Below are 13,805 nucleotides of genomic sequence, written 5' to 3' on the forward strand. Positions count from 1 at the left end.
GGATCGGGGAAGTTAAAGTCGGAAACAGGGCAGCTGCAAGAGCGGGAGCCTGTGAACCGAGACATTGTGACAGAAACCCCCCACCGATGACGCCTGCGCCAGACCACCCCACAGCGCCTGGGCCCATGCCGGTCGCCCCTGACGGATGGCAGGCGGTGGTGCGCCGCATTGAGGCCGCGCTGGCTTCAGGCGGCGGCTCGCCGGATCGGTGGCTGGTGCTGCTGCCGTATGCCCAGCTGATCGATCCGGCCCGTCGGGCCTGGGCTGCGTCTCATCCCACCGGCTTTGCGCCCCGTTTCGAGACCACCCGCAACTGGGCGGCCGGGCTGGCGCCCTGGTGGCCCGCGCCCACCGATCTCAGCGGCGACATGGCGCGAGACAGTCTGGTGGCCGAGGCCTTGGTCGACCGCATGGCCAGGGGCCAGCGGGACCCGGCGCTGCGCGCCGAGCTGGTGTCGCGTCTGGTCGATGCGGCCCGCCAGCTGGTGCCGCTCGCAGCAGCGGTGCCGCCGGGGCAGCGGGCGGCCTGGGCCGAACGGCAACGCACCGCCCTGACGCCCGGCCCGCAGTGGGAGGCGCTGGTGGCCTCCCTGGCCCTGGCCTGGGTGGGCAGTGCAGGGTTTGCCACCGACGTGCTCTGGTCGGACCGCGCGGCGCCCGGCCACGCGGCCGACCGGCTCTGGCTGCTGCAGGGTTTTCAGGACGACCCGCTGGGACAGGCGCTGGCCGCGCACTGGGTCGGGCGTTCCGAGGTGTTCTCGCTGGCAAAGCTGCTGGGCGTGTCTGAAAGCACCCACGACGGTGCGCTGTGCCTTCAGGCCTGCACCGACCCGGAAGACGAGGCGCGCCGCGCCGCTGCAACGGTGATCGCCCGCGTCAACGAGGGGCGGGTGCCGCTGGCCCTGGTGGCCAACGACCGCCTGCTGGTCCGCCGCATCAGCGCCATGCTGCACGCGGTCGGTGTGCCGCTGCGCGACGACACCGGCTGGAAGCTCTCCACCACCCAGGCGGCCGCAAGGCTCATGAGCCTGCTGCGAGCCGCGGATCCCCGGGCCCGCACCGACGACGTGCTCGACCTTCTCAAGCAGGGCGGCATCTGGCCGGCCGGCGGCGTGGAAGCGCTGGAACAACTGGCGCGCGAGCATGGTCTCTCATCCTGGCGGGCGGTGCTTCGGCACGCGGCGCTGGCGCCCCTGGTGCCCGAGGGGCTCACGGCGATGCTCGAGTCTCTGCAGGCGGCGCGCCCGCTGGAGCGCTGGCTCGACGATCTGCGCTCCGCGCTGGAGGCGTGCGGGCTGTGGTCCATGCTCTGCAACGATCCGGCCGGGCAGCAGGTGCTGCAGGTGCTGCGTTTGAACGAAGGGGCCTCGTCCGAGCTGCGGCAGATCGGGCAGGCGCTGGCCGATGGCGCCCGGCCGGCGCCGCGCATGGGTCTCGCGGCGTTCTCTGCCTGGGTCCGGAACGTGCTGGAGAGCGTCAGCTTCCTCCCGCGCAGCGACGTCGAAGCGCCTGTGACAATCCTGCCGATGGCCCAGTTGCTGGGGCGCGGCTTCGCGGCGGTGGTGATGCCGGGCTGTGACGAGGTCACGCTCGATCCCAGCCCCGAGCTGCCCGGCCCCTGGACGGCCGCACAGCGGGTGGCGCTGGGGCTGCCGACGCGGGAGCAGCTGTCGGCCGCGACACAAGGCGCCTGGACCGCTGCGCTCTGTGCGCCCTCGGTCGACGTTCTTTGGCGTTGCCAGAAAGACGGCGAGCCGCTGTCGCCCAGTCCCTGGGTGCTGGCGCTGCCGGATGGTGAATCGGTCGCTGCCTCCGCAGGCAGCCACGACCTGCGCCGCCGCCTGGACCACGCGCCGGTGCCGCCACCCCAGCCTTCCGCGCCGGCGCTGGTGCCGGCCCGGCTGTCGGCCAGCTCTTACCAGGATCTGCGCGACTGTCCCTACCGCTTCTTCGCGCTGCGGCAGCTGCGGGTGAGCGATGCGCCCGAGCTGGAGGCCGAGCCCGACCAGCGCGACTTGGGCAACTGGCTGCACGCGGTGCTCAAGGTGTTTCACGAGGAGCGCGGCGACCAGCGCCCGGGCCGCGAGGCCGATGCGCAGCGGCTGGACCAGATCGGGGACGAGGTGGCGGCCGCCATGGGCCTGCAGGGCGACGCCACCGAGGCGGGCTTTCTTCCCTATCAGGCGGTCTGGCCGGCGCTGCGCGAAGGCTATCTGGACTGGCTGGCTGGCCACGAGGCCCAGCCCGGCCGTCCCGGGCCGGTGTTCGAACGCGCCGAGGCCGAGCTGGCGGCGGAGCTGCCACCCTGGCGCCTCTGGGGCAAGCTCGACCGGATCGACCTCCAGGACAGCCCGGAGGGCCGGTTGCCGCTGGTCATCGACTACAAGACCGAGAGCCGGCAGAAGACCGAAGACCGGGTCAGGCATCCGTTCGAAGACACACAACTAGCGTTCTATGCCGCACTGCTGCCCGACGAGAACCTGCGTGCGGCCTACCTGAGCATCACCGACGGCCGATCGGCCAGCGGGAAAAAAGGCGCCACCCACCTGATCGAGCAGCCGCTGGTGCTGCAGGCGCGCGAACGCCTGCGCGAGGGCCTGGTGGCCGACCTCTCGCGCGTGGCGGCCGGGCACCCGATGCCCGCGCTCGGCGAAGGGCGCGTCTGCGAGCACTGCGACGCCCGGGGCCTGTGCCGCAAGGACTTCTGGAGTGGTGCATGAGCACGCAGGCCGCCTACCAGATCAATGGCCAGCCGGTGTCGGCCGAGGCCTTCTATGCCGCGGCCTGCGACCCGGCGCGCTCGATCGCGGTCGAGGCCTGCGCGGGTGCGGGCAAGACCTGGATGCTGGTGGCGCGCATCGTGCGGTCACTGCTCGACGGCACGCCCGCGCAGGACATCCTGGCCATCACCTTCACCAAGAAGGCCGCCGGCGAGATGCGCGCGCGGCTGGGCAGCGAGCTGCGCCGCTGCGCGGGCCTCGATGAGGCCGGGCTGGTCCAGACCCTGCGCAGCTGGGGTTGTGGCGATGCCGAGGCCCGGCGCCGCGCGCCCGAGCTCAAGACCTTGCACCAGCGGGTCACCGCCTCGGGCCGGCAGGTGCAGCTGCGCACCTTCCACAGCTGGTTCTCGGCGCTGCTGCGGGGCGCGCCGCTGACGGTGCTGCAGGAACTGGGGCTGCCGCTGTCCTACGAGCTGTTGGAAAACGACAAGAAGGCCATGCCCCTGCTGTGGCCGCGCTTCTACGCGGCGCTGGCAGCCAGCAGCGAAGACCGGCAAGCGTTCTTCGACAGCGTGGCGCGCCACGGCCGCCACCAGACGATCAAGGCGCTGGAGGCGGCGCTGGCCAAGCGTGTGGAGTTCGGACTGGCGGACGCCGCCGGCCTGGTGGAACGCTCGGTGGCGCATTTCAGCGAGGTGTTGCCGTGGCTTGCGGGCTTCGAACGGCCGGAGCAGGCCCTGACGGGTGACGCCGCGCGCGCGCGCTGGCTGGGCTGGGCCCGGGAACTGGGCGCGGAGAAGAACAAGACGCCGCAGAAGGCGGCCGATGCGGTGGTGGACGCGTTCGCCGCCGGTGATGAGCCGGGTCGCGTGGGTGGGCGGCTGGCGGCGCTGCGCAAGGCCTTCTTCGTGGCGACCGAAGACCGCCTCAACACCAACCTGGCCAAGTTCCCCGCGGCCCAGGCCGCCGAAGCCGAACTGCAGGAGCTGCTCAAGGCCCAGGCCCAGCACGAGGCCTGGCTGCACCAGCAGCGCATGACCCGCCTGGCGCGGGTGCTGCTGGCCTGTTACGCCGATCTCAAGCGCGAGCGCGGCTGGGTGGACATGAACGACCTCGAGTCCGCCGCCTGCCGCCTGCTGGGCGACGCCGAACTCTCGGGCTGGATGCAGCAGCGGCTGGACGCCCGCGTGCGCCACCTGCTCATCGACGAGTTCCAGGACACCAACCCGCTGCAGTGGAAGTCGCTGTACGGCTGGCTCAGCGCCTACGCCGGGGCCGGTTCGGGCGAGGCGCCCAGGGTGTTCCTGGTGGGCGACCCCAAGCAGTCGATCTACCGCTTCCGCCGCGCCGAGCCCCAGGTGTTCAAGGCCGCCCAGGCCTTCGTGGTGCAGGGGCTGGGCGGCGCGCTGCTCAGCTGCGACCACACGCGCCGCTGTTCGCAGGCGGTGGTACAGACGCTCAACACCGCCATGGCCGCAGCGATGACGGCGGGCGAATACGCCGGCTTCCGGCCCCACACAACGCACAGCCAGGAGGCCGGTTCGGTGGGGGCTTTGCCCGCCATCGAACGCCCCGCGAAAGAAGACGCGAGCAGCGACGAGGAGCCGGTCTGGCGCGACAGCCTGAACCAGCCGCGCGTGCTGCCCGACGAAGAGGGCAGTGCCGAGCGCGAGGCCGCCCAGGTGGCCGACTGGATCGCGCAGCAGGTGGCCTCAGGCCACGCGCCCGACGGTTTCATGGTGCTCGCGCGCAAGCGCAACCGGCTGCATCTCGTGCATGAGGCGCTGCGCGAACGCGGCATCGCGAGTGAGGCGCCCGGCGAGGCCGAACTGATCGAATCGCCCGCGGTGCAGGACATGGTCGCGCTGCTGGACGCGCTGGTGTCGCCGCGCCACCACCTGAGCCTGGCGCGGGCGCTCAAGTCGCCTCTGTTCGGCTGGGACGACGACCGGCTGGTGGCGCTGGCCACCGCGGTGCGCGCCGCAGGCGAGGGGCTTGAAGACGAACCCGGGTGGTGGGAGGTGCTGCCCAGCGTCGACCCCGCCACCGCCGGCACGCTCGCGCTCTACCAGGACTGGCTGCGCCGCCTGCCGCCGCACGATGCGCTCTCGGCCATCGTCGACCACGGCGACGTGCTGGCGCGCTTTGCCTGCGCGGTGCCCGCGAGCGAACGCGGCGCCACCCTGGCCGCGCTGCGGGATCTGCTGGCTCAGTCGCTGGCCCAGGACGGCGGACGCTTTCTCACGCCCTACCGCTTCGTGCGGGCGCTCAAGGCGGGCGGCATCGCCGCGGGCGGCGCCCACCAGCCGGGCGCCGTGCGGCTGCTCACCATCCACGGCGCCAAGGGCCTGGAGGCCGACACCGTGGTCCTGCTGGACACCGACAACCCGCCGCAGAAGCCCGAGAGCATGGGCGTGCTGGTGGATTGGCCGGCTGGCGAGGATGCACCGCGTCGCTTCGTGTTCCTGGCGAGCGAGAAGAGGCCGCCCACCTGCGCGGTGGACCTGCTCGCCACCGAACAGCAGGCGCGTGCGCTGGAGGAACTCAATGCGCTGTACGTCGCGCTCACACGGGCCGAGACGAACCTGGTGATCTCTAGCTTCGTGCCGCACCAGCCGCCCGACCAGAGCTGGTGGCGGCGGCTGCAGCCGCTGGCGCAGCCGCTGCCGGCGCCGGTGGTGGCCACCCAGGCGGTCGCGGTGCATACGCCCATTGAACTGCCGGCGCTGCCGGCGCTGGACCCCAAGTGGCTCCGCATGGACATGCCCGACACGGACGTGGCAGAGGACGACGAGCGCTCCCGCCTGGGCCAGGCCATGCACCGCCTGTTGCAGTGGCGGCCCACGCCGGTGGAGAGCTTCACATGGTCCGACGAGCACCTGCGGGCGGTGGTGCGCGAATTCCAGCTGAGCCCCCAGGCCGGCGATGAGGCATTGGCGATGGCGCAGCGTGTGGTGGCGGGCGAGGCCGCCTGGGCCTGGTCGGCGCAAGACCTGCTGCACTGGGGCAATGAGGTCGAGCTCTGGCACGAGGGCGAACTGCTGCGGCTGGACCGGCTGGTGCGGCGGCGCGACAGCGGCGAATGGTGGGTGCTTGACTTCAAGAGCGCCGAGCGGCCGGAACTGCAGGCCGCGCTGCGCGAGCAGATGGCGCGCTACCGCCGGGCGCTGCAGGCGGCCCGTCCTGGCGAACCGGTGCGGCTGGCCTTCGTCAGCGCCACCGGACAACTGATTGAACTGGAAACCCCATGAATTCTGACGTCGCGATCATCGGCGGCGGACCGGCCGGTCTGATGGCCGCCGAGGTGCTGTCGGCGGCCGGCGTGCCGGTGAGCCTGTACGACGCCATGCCCTCGGTCGGCCGCAAGTTCCTGCTGGCCGGCAAGGGCGGCATGAACCTGACGCATTCAGAGCCGGCTGACCGTTTTGCCGGCCGCTACGGCGAGCGCCGCCAGCAGATCGAGGCCTTGCTGGCCGACTTCGGCGCTGGCGATGTGCGCGCCTGGGCGCTCGGTCTGGGCATCGACACCTTCGTCGGCAGCTCGGGCCGCGTCTTCCCGACCGACATGAAGGCCGCGCCGCTGCTGCGGGCCTGGCTGCAGCGCCTGCGCCACCCGGCCGGTGGCGGCCCCGGCGTGCGCTTTCACATGCGCCACCGCTGGCTGGGCTGGGCCGTCGATGGCCGAACGCTGCGCTTCGAGACGCCGTCGGGCGAACAACCGGTGCAGGCGCGCGCGGTGGTGCTGGCGCTGGGCGGCGGCAGCTGGGCGCGGCTGGGCTCCAACGGCGCCTGGGTCCCGTTGCTGGCGGCGCGCGGTGTGGCGGTGGCGCCGCTGTTGCCCGCCAACTGCGGCTTCGACGTGGCCGGCGGCTGGAGCGAACACTTCCGCAGCCGCTTTGCCGGCCAGCCGTTCAAGAACGTGGCGATCCGCTTCGAAAGCGAGGCGGTGCCGGTGTTCGAGCGCCAGGGCGAATTCGTCGCCACACAGACCGGCGTCGAGGGCAGCCTGGTCTACGCGGCGTCCGCGCTGCTGCGCAACCAGATCGTCCGGGCGGGCGAGGCCACCCTGGAGCTGGATCTGCTGCCGGCCTGGACCGCGGAGCGGGTGCAGCGCGAGGTGGCCCATCCGCGCGGTTCGCGCTCCCTCTCCAGCCACCTCAAGAGCCGGCTGGGCCTGGACGGTATCAAGACCGCGGTGCTGTACGAACGGCTGGGCAAGGACGCGATGAACGACCCGGCGCAGCTGTCCCGGGCGATCAAGGCCTTGCCGCTGCCGCTGGTCGCGGCGCGGCCCATCGACGAGGCCATCAGCAGCGCCGGTGGCGTGCTGTTCGAGGCGCTGGACAGCGGCCTGATGTGCGAGCAGCTGCCTGGGGTGTTCTGCGCCGGCGAAATGCTGGACTGGGAGGCGCCCACCGGCGGCTACCTGCTGACCGCCTGCCTGGCCAGCGGCCACCGGGCCGGGCAGGGCGTGCTCGACTGGCTGCAACGGGCCAACTGAAACCCTTCTGTCATCACGGCGTCAAGGCGCCGACCTAAAGTGTCCGGCTTGTCATTCAGAACCTGAGTTCCCAACGACCATGAGCACACCCCACCCGAACCGCCGCCGCTTCTGCCAGCAGATCGCCGCTGGCCTGGCCCTGGCACCCGCACTGTCATCCGCCGCCACGTTCCCCGAACGCCCGATGCGCATCGTCGTGCCGTTCGCGCCGGGCGCCGGCACCGACGCCATGGGCCGTCTGGTGGCTGCGAAGCTGAGCGAGCTGTTCAAGGTGAACGTGGTGGTCGAGAACCGCACCGGCGCCTCGGGGGCCATCGGTGCGCAGGAGGTGGCCAAGTCCGCGCCCGATGGCCATACGCTGCTGCTGGCCGCCGCGCCGTTCACCACGGTGGCCGCCGCGCTGCCCACGGCGGGCTACGACCCGGTGGGCGGTTTCGTGCCAGTCGGCATGATCGCGCACGGCCCGCTGGTCTGGGTGGCCAACAAGGATCTGCCTGCGAGCTCCATGCCCGAACTGATCGCGCTGGCGAAACAGCAGCCGGGCGTGCTCAACTATGGCTCGGCCGGCGTGGGCGGCATCAACCACCTGGTGCTCGAATCGCTGGAGGCGCGCGCCGGCATCTACATCACCCACATCCCTTACCGTGGCATCGCGCCGGCCACGCTGGACACGATTTCCGGCCAGCTGCAGCTGCTGACGGGCACCATCCCCGCGCTCGCGCCCCACATCCGCGATGGCAAGCTCAAGGCACTGGCGGTCACCAGCCCGGAGCGCAGCCCCGCGCTGCCGAACGTACCGGGTATGAAGGAAGCCGGCATGGCCGACTTCAACGTGCTGAACTACTTCGCACTGGTCGCGCCGCGGGGCACGCCGGATGCGGTGGTGCAGCAGATCAACGCCGCGCTGGCCCAGGTGGTGCAGATGCCGGATGTGAAGGAGCGCCTCGCCAAGGACGCGCTGGAACCCGCGGTGGGCAGCCCCGCCCAGCTGGGCCAGTTCCTGCAGCGCGATCTGGACGGCTGGAAGGCCGTGGTGAAGAAGCAGGGGCTGAAGATCGACGCGTTCTGAGCAGTCGCCGCCGGACATGAGCAAGGGCCGCCAATGCAGTCCGTGTCAGAACACTAACAAGACGCTGAAGAGCTGTGCACAATGCCTCGCAACGTGAGTTGCGGGGCATTGCTTTCTGAAGCAAAAAACGCCTTGGGTTGCACCAAGGCGTCTCTTGTGTGCCCCCGCTCATCCGTTTTGACACGGACTGCGAAGGGCGCCGCTTTTGTCTCCTCGGCTCTCAGTGACCGTCAGGCAGCCTTCACCTTCAGACGCCACGCGTGCAGCAGCGGCTCGGTGTAGCCACTCGGCTGTTCCTTGCCCTTGAACACCAGGTCCAGGGCCGCCTGGTAAGCCTTGCTGGTGGCCACGTTGCCCGCCATGGGCTGGTAGAGCTTGTCGCCGGCGTTCTGCTTGTCCACCTTGGCGGCCATGCGCTCATAGGTCTCGCGCACCTGCTGCTCGGTCACGATACCGTGGTGCAGCCAGTTGGCCACGTGCTGGCTGGAGATGCGCAGTGTGGCGCGGTCTTCCATCAGGCCGATGTCGTTGATGTCGGGCACCTTGGAGCAGCCCACGCCCTGGTCGACCCAGCGCACCACGTAACCCAGGATGCCCTGGATGTTGTTGTCCAGCTCGGCCTGCTTCTCGGCCTCGGTCCAGTTCGGGTTGGCGCTCACTGGCACGGTCAGCAGGCCGGTCAGCAGGTCGTCGCGCAGCTTGTCGGCCTTGACCTTCTCCAGCTCCTTCTGCACGTCGGACACCAGCACCTGGTGGTAGTGCAGGGCGTGCAGCGTGGCGCCGGTGGGCGAGGGCACCCAGGCGGTGTTGGCGCCGGCCTTGGGGTGGGCGATCTTCTGCTCCAGCATGGCCTTCATCAGGTCGGGCATGGCCCACATGCCCTTGCCGATCTGTGCCTTGCCGCGCAGGCCGCAGGACAGGCCCACCAGCACGTTGTTGCGCTCGTAGCTCTGGATCCAGGCGCTGGTCTTCATGTCGCCCTTGCGCACCATCGGGCCGGCCAGCATGGCGGTGTGCATCTCGTCGCCGGTGCGGTCCAGGAAGCCGGTGTTGATGAAGGCGACGCGGCTGGCGGCGGCTTCGATGCAGGCCTTGAGGTTGACCGAGGTGCGGCGCTCCTCGTCCATGATGCCCAGCTTGACTGTGCTGTCGGCCAGGCCCAGCACCTTCTCGACGCGGCTGAACAGTTCGCAGGCAAACGCCACTTCGCGCGGGCCGTGCATCTTGGGCTTGACGATGTAGACCGAGCCCTTGCGCGAGTTGCGGATCGCGTCCTTCTTGCTCTTCTTCAGGTCGTGGATGGCAATCGCGGTGGTGACCATCGCGTCCAGGATGCCTTCGGGAATTTCCTTGCCTTCCGCGCCCCACAGGATGGCGGGGTTGGTCATCAGGTGGCCCACGTTGCGCACGAACATGAGCGAGCGGCCGTGCAGGCGGACCTTCTTGCCGTTGGCCCCGGTGTATTCGCGGTCGGCGTTCAGGCCGCGGGTCATCGTCTTGCCGCCCTTCTCGAACGACTCGGTCAGCGTGCCCTGCAGGATGCCCAGCCAGTTGCGGTAGGCCAGCACCTTGTCCTCGGCGTCCACCGCGGCCACGGAATCTTCCAGGTCCAGGATGGTGGACAGCGCGGCTTCGACCACCAGGTCGCTCACGCCGGCGGCGTCGGTCTTGCCGATGGCGGTGGCGCGGTTGATCTGGATCTCCAGGTGCAGGCCGTTGTGCTTGAGCAGCACGGCGGTGGGCGCTTTGGCCTCGCCCTGGAAGCCGATGAACTGGCTCTTGTCGGCCAGCTTGGAGGTGCCGCCTTCGGCCAGACCCACGACCAGTTCACCGTCCTTGTTGACCTTGTAGCCGGTGGAGCCGACGTGCGAACCCTTCTTCAGCGGGGCGCAGCGGTCGAGCACGTAGCGGCAGTATTCGATGACCTTGGCGCCGCGCTTGGGGTTGTAGCCGCCCTTCTTGCCGACCTTCTCGCAGCCCTTGTCTTCGCTGATCACGTCGGTGCCGTACAGCGCGTCGTACAGGCTGCCCCAGCGCGCGTTGGCGGCGTTCAGGGCGTAGCGGGCGTTCAGGATGGGCACCACCAGCTGCGGGCCGGCCTGCGTGGCCAGCTCGTCGTCCACGTTCTTCGTGGTGGCCTTGACCTTCTTGGGCTCGGGCACGAGGTAGCCGATGGTTTCCAGGAACTTGCGGTAGCCGGCCATGTCCAGGATCGGGCCGGGGTTGGCGCTGTGCCAGGTGTCCAGCTCGGCCTGCAGGCGGTCGCGCTCGGCCAGCAGGGCGGCGTTCTTGGGCGCCAGGTCGGTGACGATGGCGTCGAAGCCCTTCCAGAAGCTCTCGGCGCTCACGCCGGTGCCGGGCAGGACCTGCTCGTTGATGAACTGGTACAGGTCGGTGGAAACCTGCAGACCGTGGATGCTGGTGCGTTGCGTCATGGAAGGACTCCGTCGGTTCAAAAGGAAAAGGAAATCAGTCGAAGAAGGCGAGGACCTCGCGCAGGTTCGTGGCCGTGCGCGTGGGCGGGGTGCCCAGTTCCTCGAAGGGCTGGTTCTGGCGGTTCACCCACAGCGTGCGGTAGCCGAACCAGGTCGCGCCCAGCGCGTCCCAGGCGTTGCTGCTGACGAACACGATCTGCTGGCGCGTCAGGCCGGTCACCTTCTCGCCCTGCGCATACGCGTCGGGGTGGGTCTTGTACTTGCGCACGCCGTCCACGCTGATCACGTGGTCCAGCAGGCCTTCCAGGCCGGCGCTGCGCACGGCGATGCCCAGCATCTGCGGCTCGCCGTTGCTCAGGATGCCGGTGACGATGCCGCGGCTTTTCAGGGCCTGCAGCACCTCGCGGTTCTCGGGGAAGGCGCTGAGGCTGCGGTACTGGTTCATCAGCTGCGTGGCCTTGGCCTCGTAGGCGGCCCAGTCGCTGCGCGCGGCGGGCTCGATCAGCTTGATGGCGTAGGCCAGTGCGGCCTGGGTCAGTTCCCAGAACGGGCGGTAATGGGGCTGATGGGGCGCGCCCTGGTCGCTGGTGGTCACCAGCCGGGTGTATTCGATCTGCTTGTCGCGCCACACGGTGGCCAGGCGGGCGCCCTGGCCCGGGAAGAGCTGCTGGGCGAGCAGGCCCACGCTGTACACGTCGAACAGCGTGCCGTAGGCGTCGAACAGAACCGCGCGGGGTTTTTCCATCCCACCACTTTATTCGATACTTGTCTCTGGATTAATTGCCTGAGATTTGATTTATCTGTGACAAAAATGTGGGTAATTAACTGGAGGCGGCCTCTCGCACCAGATGGTCCCGCAACAGGCGGGCGGCCGGGCCCAGGTCGGATTCGTCCCGGTAGCAGATCGCGAAGCGGCGTTCGGCCCAGTCCTCGTCCAGCGGCACCACGGCCAGGTCCAGACTGTCGACCCGGGGCAGGGCCACCGCCACCGGCATCACGCTGACCGCCAGCCGGGTGGCCACCACGCGCAGCGCGGCCTCGAAGTCGGTCACGATCATGCGGTAGCGCAGTGTGTGGCCCAGCTCGGTCGCGGCGCGCAGCATCAGCGCCTGCACCGCGCTGTCCACCGGCAGGCCGACGAAGGGGTTGTCCAGCGCCTGCGCCAGCCGCACCCGCGCCAGCCCGGCCAGCGCATGCCCCCGGGGCACCACCAGCCCCAGCCGGTCGCTGCGGTAGGGCGCGTGCGCCAGGCCGCGCAGGTCGGCGCCGTGCGGGCTGTGCCAGCAGATGCCCAGCGAGGCCACGCCGTCGCGGATGCCCTGCACCACCTGCGCACCCGACCGCGACGCCAGCTCCACCTGGATGCCTTCGTGGCCCGGCTGGGCCAGGAAGCCGGCCACATCGCCCGGCAGGGGCGCCGCCATGACCGACGCGGTGGCCAGCAGGCGCACCTGGCCGCGCACGCCGGCCGCGAAGGCCGCCATGTCGCGCTCGATGCGCTGGGCGCCCAGCAGCAGTTCGCGCGCGTGTTCGCGCAGGCTCTCGCCGGCGGGCGTGGGCTCGACCCCGTGGCGGCGCCGGGTCAGCAGCGGCGTGCCGATCTGCGCCTCCAGCTGGGCCAGGCGCTTGCTGACCGCGCTGGCCGTCAGGTGGGCCTCGGCGGCCGCGCGGACGATGTTGCGGTGGTCGCAGACGGCCACGAACAGCCGCAAATTGGTGAGATCCAGGTCGCGCATGGGTCAAGAATTTCCATATTGGAAAACCAAGGGCGAAAAAATACCTCTTTGCACTGTTTTGGTAAAGCCTAAACTGCCAATCACCGGGCCCGACACCCAGGCGCCCAGAACGGAGACTTGCATGAATCAGACCGCCGGGGACGCCGCTGCCCCCACCCGCCCGCTGCCACTGACCGGCCTGCGCGTCGTTGAATTCACCCACATGGTCATGGGCCCCACCTGCGGCATGGTGCTGGCCGACATGGGGGCCGAGACCATCAAGGTCGAACCCATCGACGGCGACCGCACCCGCCACCTGATCGGTTCGGGCGCGGGCTTCTTCCCGCTCTTCAACCGCAACAAGAAGAGCATCGCCATCGACCTGCGCCAGGCCGAGGGCGCCGAGGTGGCGCGCCGCCTGGCCGCCAGCGCCGACGTGGTGGCCGAGAACTTCAAGCCCGGCACCATGGTCAAGTACGGGCTGGACTACGCGGCCCTCTCGCAGGTCAACCCGCGCTGTATCTACATCAGCCTCAAGGGCTTCCTGCCCGGCCCCTACGACCACCGCACCGCGCTGGACGAGGTGGTGCAGATGATGGGCGGCCTGGCCTACATGACCGGCCGGCCCGGCGACCCGCTGCGCGCGGGCACCAGCGTGAACGACATCATGGGTGGCATGTTCGGCGCCATCGGGGCGCTGGGTGCGCTGATCCAGCGCGGCATCACCGGCAAGGGCCAGGAGGTGCAGAGCGCGCTGTTCGAGAACAACGTCTTCCTGGTGGGCCAGCACATGCTGCAGTACGCCATCACCGGCAAGCCGGCGGCGCCCATGCCCGAGCGCATATCGGCCTGGGCGGTGTACGACGTGTTCACCGTGAAGGACGGCGAGCAGATCTTCCTGGCGGCCGTCAGCGACGCGCAGTGGGTGACCTTCTGCGACGCGCTGGGTTTTGCCGACCTCAAGGCCGACCCGCGGTACCCCGACAACAACGCCCGCGTGAAGCTGCGTTCGCAGCTGCTGCCCATCCTGCGCGAGCGCCTGGCCGGCTGGCGCGCGGCCGACCTGGCGGCCTTGTTCGAGAAGGTCGGCCTGCCGTTTGCCCCGATCCGCAAGCCCGAAGAGCTGTATGCCGACGAGCACCTGCTGGCCACCGGTGGCCTGGCCGACATCACCCTGCCCGACGGCGAGCGCGCCGGCCAGACCGTCAAGACCACGCTGTTCCCGTTCACGCTGGACGGCCAGCGCCCCGGCGTGCGGCTGGACCCACCGCGCATGGGCGCGCACACCACCGAGCTGCTGCACGGCCTGGGCTACGCGGCGTCCGACATCGAACGTCTGCGCCAGCAGGCGGTGGTCGCGTGAGG

At 70.2% G+C, this 13,805-nt stretch carries 8 protein-coding genes; 5 read left to right on the forward strand and 3 right to left on the reverse strand.

The features are described 5' to 3' along the window. Positions 1 to 125 precede the first annotated feature (125 nt). The 4 genes from DD542_RS24235 to DD542_RS21615 all read left to right on the forward strand — a co-directional run bounded on the left by DD542_RS24235 (position 126) and on the right by DD542_RS21615 (position 8,290). Entirely contained in the window at positions 126 to 2,720 is a 2,595-nt protein-coding gene (locus tag DD542_RS24235; RefSeq protein WP_127807026.1) for a PD-(D/E)XK nuclease family protein, read from the forward strand. Beyond that, the gene (locus DD542_RS21605; protein WP_127807027.1) at positions 2,717 to 5,971 is read left to right on the forward strand and encodes a UvrD-helicase domain-containing protein; all 3,255 of its coding nucleotides are present in this window, start codon (positions 2,717 to 2,719) and stop codon (positions 5,969 to 5,971) included. The genes DD542_RS24235 and DD542_RS21605 overlap by 4 nt, the downstream gene beginning before the upstream one ends. Next, a complete protein-coding gene (locus DD542_RS21610) occupies positions 5,968 to 7,221 on the forward strand; it encodes a TIGR03862 family flavoprotein (RefSeq protein ID WP_127807028.1) in 1,254 nt (417 codons plus the stop codon). The genes DD542_RS21605 and DD542_RS21610 overlap by 4 nt, the downstream gene beginning before the upstream one ends. Positions 7,222 to 7,300: 79 nt before the next feature. Next, entirely contained in the window at positions 7,301 to 8,290 is a 990-nt protein-coding gene (locus DD542_RS21615) for a tripartite tricarboxylate transporter substrate binding protein (protein ID WP_066151292.1), read from the forward strand. Positions 8,291 to 8,520: 230 nt separating this feature from the next. Here the strand turns inward: DD542_RS21615 and DD542_RS21620 are convergent, their stop codons facing one another. The 3 genes from DD542_RS21620 to DD542_RS21630 all read right to left on the reverse strand — a co-directional run bounded on the left by DD542_RS21620 (position 8,521) and on the right by DD542_RS21630 (position 12,461). Further along, positions 8,521 to 10,725 carry a malate synthase G gene (locus DD542_RS21620; protein WP_127807029.1) on the reverse strand — a complete coding sequence of 735 codons (2,205 nt, stop codon included), beginning with the start codon at positions 10,723 to 10,725 and terminating at the stop codon, positions 8,521 to 8,523. Between the two features lie 34 nt (positions 10,726 to 10,759). Continuing rightward, positions 10,760 to 11,470, reverse strand: a complete 711-nt coding sequence (locus DD542_RS21625; protein WP_127807030.1) for a haloacid dehalogenase type II — start codon at positions 11,468 to 11,470, stop codon at positions 10,760 to 10,762. Between the two features lie 76 nt (positions 11,471 to 11,546). Further along, positions 11,547 to 12,461: a LysR family transcriptional regulator gene (locus tag DD542_RS21630; protein WP_127807031.1), complete on the reverse strand. Its 915-nt coding sequence runs from the start codon at positions 12,459 to 12,461 to the stop codon at positions 11,547 to 11,549. Positions 12,462 to 12,582: 121 nt separating this feature from the next. Here DD542_RS21630 and DD542_RS21635 point away from each other — a divergent pair, with 121 nt between their 5' ends. Then, positions 12,583 to 13,803, forward strand: coding sequence for a CaiB/BaiF CoA-transferase family protein (locus DD542_RS21635; protein WP_127807032.1), 1,221 nt, complete (start codon positions 12,583 to 12,585; stop codon positions 13,801 to 13,803). Positions 13,804 to 13,805 lie beyond the last annotated feature (2 nt).

Source organism: Hydrogenophaga sp. NH-16 (genome assembly GCF_004006415.1).
GTDB lineage: Bacteria > Pseudomonadota > Gammaproteobacteria > Burkholderiales > Burkholderiaceae_C > Hydrogenophaga > Hydrogenophaga pseudoflava.

Coding starts and splice junctions, on each gene's coding strand:
- DD542_RS21625 (WP_127807030.1), bottom strand. CDS start 11,470: ATGGAAAAACCCCGCGCGGTTCTGTTCGACGCCTACGGCACGCTGTTC.
- DD542_RS21605 (WP_127807027.1), top strand. CDS start 2,717: ATGAGCACGCAGGCCGCCTACCAGATCAATGGCCAGCCGGTGTCGGCC.
- DD542_RS21620 (WP_127807029.1), bottom strand. CDS start 10,725: ATGACGCAACGCACCAGCATCCACGGTCTGCAGGTTTCCACCGACCTG.
- DD542_RS21630 (WP_127807031.1), bottom strand. CDS start 12,461: ATGCGCGACCTGGATCTCACCAATTTGCGGCTGTTCGTGGCCGTCTGC.
- DD542_RS21635 (WP_127807032.1), top strand. CDS start 12,583: ATGAATCAGACCGCCGGGGACGCCGCTGCCCCCACCCGCCCGCTGCCA.
- DD542_RS21615 (WP_066151292.1), top strand. CDS start 7,301: ATGAGCACACCCCACCCGAACCGCCGCCGCTTCTGCCAGCAGATCGCC.
- DD542_RS24235 (WP_127807026.1), top strand. CDS start 126: ATGCCGGTCGCCCCTGACGGATGGCAGGCGGTGGTGCGCCGCATTGAG.
- DD542_RS21610 (WP_127807028.1), top strand. CDS start 5,968: ATGAATTCTGACGTCGCGATCATCGGCGGCGGACCGGCCGGTCTGATG.